Annotated in this window: 5 protein-coding genes; 1 reads left to right on the top strand and 4 read right to left on the bottom strand. The window is 43.0% G+C overall.

The genetic code is table 11. The annotated features are described in order from the left end of the window. From AB4Z17_RS32760 to AB4Z17_RS32750, 3 genes are all read right to left on the bottom strand, one after another. A partial coding sequence (locus AB4Z17_RS32760) for an IPT/TIG domain-containing protein (RefSeq protein WP_441964552.1) occupies positions 1 to 1,189 on the bottom strand: 1,189 nt, incomplete at its 3' end. Between the two features lie 131 nt (positions 1,190 to 1,320). Continuing rightward, the gene (locus AB4Z17_RS32755; protein WP_441964550.1) at positions 1,321 to 1,824 is read right to left on the bottom strand and encodes a transposase; all 504 of its coding nucleotides are present in this window, start codon (positions 1,822 to 1,824) and stop codon (positions 1,321 to 1,323) included. Between the two features lie 61 nt (positions 1,825 to 1,885). Next, positions 1,886 to 2,014, bottom strand: coding sequence for a winged helix-turn-helix domain-containing protein (locus AB4Z17_RS32750; protein ID WP_441964548.1), 129 nt, complete (start codon positions 2,012 to 2,014; stop codon positions 1,886 to 1,888). Between the two features lie 701 nt (positions 2,015 to 2,715). Here AB4Z17_RS32750 and AB4Z17_RS32745 point away from each other — a divergent pair. Further along, on the top strand, positions 2,716 to 3,072 hold the full coding sequence (locus tag AB4Z17_RS32745) for a type II toxin-antitoxin system PemK/MazF family toxin (RefSeq protein ID WP_441964546.1): 357 nt from the start codon (positions 2,716 to 2,718) through the stop codon (positions 3,070 to 3,072). Positions 3,073 to 3,349: 277 nt separating this feature from the next. On the opposite strand, the gene AB4Z17_RS32740 is transcribed toward AB4Z17_RS32745, so the two are convergent. Beyond that, the coding region (locus AB4Z17_RS32740; protein WP_441964544.1) for a hypothetical protein at positions 3,350 to 3,653 on the bottom strand (304 nt) is incomplete at its 5' end.

Below are 3,653 nucleotides of genomic sequence, written 5' to 3'. Positions count from 1 at the left end.
CGTCTACCGTTCCTGCACTACCCGCCGGGGCGATGGCCGTGATTTGTGTCGCCGAGATCACCGTATAGGACGTCGCCTCCGTTGCACCGAACTTCACCGCCGTTGCACCGGTCAGATTCGTTCCGGTCAACGTGACGGACGTGCCTCCGGACGYTGGACCCGATGTTGGCGACACGCTTGTAATCGTTGGCGCGGCTATATACGTATACTGATCCGCCGCCGATGTCGTTGATGTGGCACTCCGTCTCATTACCGTTACGTCTACTGTTCCCGAACTACCCGAAGGAGCAGTTGCCGTGATTGACGTTTCCGAATTTACAGTAAAGGACGTTGCCGGCGTTGCACCAAACATCACCGCGGTTGCCCTAGAGAACTTCGTACCGGTCAACGTGACGGTCGTGCCTCCGGATGTCGGACCCGATGTCGGTGATACGCTTAATATCGTTGGGGCGATTGCATCTACTAGTACGTTCACCGTACTGCCCACGCTATTAAGCGTTAATACTGCAGCGTTGCCTGCTTCATCCTTAATTGATCCGCCATTCAGTGACAAGGCTCCAATGGTAATCCCGTTACTATCAGATCGTCCGGTTTGGACGGTATATCTAAATTGCAACGCGCTTGATCCCGAACCGCTTGCATAGGTAGCATACACAGTCGTTGTTCCTACAATTAATGTGATTGTTGGACTGCCCGTTACGACCACGATATCGTCCATGTTCACTATAAAAATCAAGTTCTCACCTGCATCATAAGTGCCATCGGCAGGAACAGCTACATTTGTAACTAAAGGCCTAACTGTGTCGACATAGTAATTGTTAGATACGGTGGTTCCGCTCCCCACACCGCCTGCGGTAATTACACCTGAATGATTGAGCGAAATTTGAAAGGGTCCGCTAAGATTACTTAAAGGCGGCGTGAGGGTGGCGGTATAGGTGATATTGTCAAAGGTTGTTAATCCACTTAGGGTCCCACTACCTATTGTCAAATCAGCAAGGTCAAATCCAGTCACCGCTTCTGTAAAGGTAATTGTCACCAGTGAAGTTTCTCCGGAAGTCAGAAGATCGTCAGCAACTACGATAGCGGCTGTTGGAGTGGCGGCAAATGCCTTGTCAAATAAGTACAATGGCAGCAAACTTAAAATGATTACACCAATAAATAATTTTTTTATTGTTCTTGTTCTGTACATACCCTGTTACCCACTCTCTAAGTTAGGATTCACCGCGATATTTCAACCGGAATAAACCGTTCCGAACAAATTTCACACGAAAAAAAAGGCTCAACCCGTCAAACTATGTAATGAACTGAATATTTTAATATTCAAGTTAGAAGCCAATGACTCTGGTCGACGATGAATTGATTTGTTTTATGAAACGGTGACATTTTTTTGGATTGGATAGAATTTGCTGAAAAAACATGGTTAACGACGTCATGCTTAAGCCATTTCCACAGTCCCTCACCAGGGTTCAGTTGTGGACGATCTTTTAGCTGAAAAACGAGCTTTAATCGTTCCTGCTTTTGGAGAAAAGGTTGTAACTGCTTTGCGTGATGGATACGAGCGTAATTGAGTACCATGACGATTTTACCTATCGGGTACTCTTCTAGCACACGTTCGAGAAACCGTTGAAACGCAGTGGTGTCACACTCTTCGACCTCCTGATGTGTTGTACGTCCCGTTTCGTAGTTAACAACAGCAAGCAACTTCGCCTCTTCATGGCGGCCGTATGTAGGGATATTTCGTTGTTGCCTCTTGAGAAACAAGTTGTATTGCAGCGCCAGATATGAACGAATCATCGACTCGTTTTTATATAGTAAGTGATCCATTATTCCTTGCATGACCTGCTCTTTCAGTGCTGAGAGCGTGATCTCTCGAAATGCTCTTTGCTCAGCCCACGTTTGCGCGGGCGAGTGTATATGTAACTTTGGTGCAGCTAAATCCAAGCTGTGTAAGTAACTTAGATATACCTTTTTCCGTAAACGACTGGCCGAACTGACACTCGATCCAAGCGGTCAAGAAAGCTAGTGTCCAGGTATGCCGAGCTTCGAAACCCAGATCGAACGGTATCTTGCTGACAATCGTCTTGGCGATTTCTCACAATTGTTCATCCGTCAGTTTTCAAGGGCCACCGGGAGCATGACCAAGATTGATTGCGGGCAGGCCATCCTCCTAGTAGCTCTTCCAATAGGTGCTAATAGATTGATAGGTTCTTCTAAAAATATCTACAAAGAATAGGATCGGCCTAAATGAAGACGAACCGCCAAGAAACGCTCATACAAGCGTGTATTATCCGTTTGTTTCATCGCTTCGGTTATTTCTTGAATTTTATTTTGTGTTGTTAATGTCTATACCGCCCTTCGGTTGTCTTTCTTTTTCTTTATCTGGATTGGCGAGGTACATCACTTTGTAGAAACTATGAGTTCAACTTATATAGCAAAAAATTCTCATCCAGTTATTTGCTATTATATAACATTATCGGTTCGTGTTCAGTAAATTATTATCGAATTTTATCGAATGTTCTTGCGAAACGCACCTTCCTCGTTCGATCAGCATATGTCCATACAAAACAAAAAACGCAGTTTCGAAGAACTGCGCGCATTCAGTGTTTTGGTGGACTTTAGCGGGACCCTCACCCCTGACCTCATATCTGCCAGTGTTACGGCACTGTTATTTTTAGTCCTTTTTAGGTACCAGAAGTGCTTTAGAATTCAGCTTTTATGCTCTTTAATTATCGACTATACTCCGTAATAATTCATGTTTTGTTACCGCAATGTTACCGCGTAGTTACCGTGTTAATCTGTTCATCTATCCAGGTCCTACTTTTATCACACAAAGCTAAAATATGTGTTATAAGGTTAAAAACCAAAGGACTGATATTCTTGAATCTGGAAATTAAGCGCGGCTGTATTTACTACGTTGACTTCGGTGAGGAGCGAATAGCTGGTATCCAGTCTGGGAATGGTAGACCTGCTCTGATTATTTCTAATGACATCGGGAATAAATTTTCTAAATCCGTCATCTGTATTTGTATTTCAGCAAGCACCAGAAAGGACTTTCCTATTAATGTAAATTGACAAACAGTGACTTACTTGAAGGAAAGTTGAAGTATGAGCAAAGTACAGTTCAGTGCGAGCAGGTGTGGGTAGGAATACAAACATACATATTGGTGATTACATTGGTAGAGTATCAGACAATAAACTTAGGCAGGTTGAAAATGCTTTACTTCTTTCTTTAGGTATTCAACATGCCGTAAAGGTCAGTTAATCTGACCTTTTTATAAGTCTTTCCCTGTAAAATAAAAAACCGAACTTAATCAAGAGCGGTTGATGCAGCAGAGTATGAAAATACAATTTACCCAACAAGATGGGCAATAAGTCCGGCGGCTACGAGCATAGTAACTACACTAAGCATTACCATGACTGGAACACTAACATTAGCGTTTCTATCACCAGCTAGGGTAAAAAGAAAGAGTATTGTTGAGATTGTACCCATATACAATAATTCGTCGGCAAAATAGGTATGGAGTAAATAGGAACTAAGGTTCTCTGGATGATTATTCAATAGAATGAGAAAATAGGCGAAATAACCAACAAAGACTAACAAAAACAAGAGATAACCGAACACTAATTTAATGAACACCAAAACATCAAAACAT

Origin of the sequence: Paenibacillus sp. TAF43_2 (assembly GCF_052113545.1) — a bacterium.
GTDB lineage: Bacteria > Bacillota > Bacilli > Paenibacillales > Paenibacillaceae > Pristimantibacillus.
This window is presented reverse-complemented; position numbering and strand designations above follow the sequence as displayed.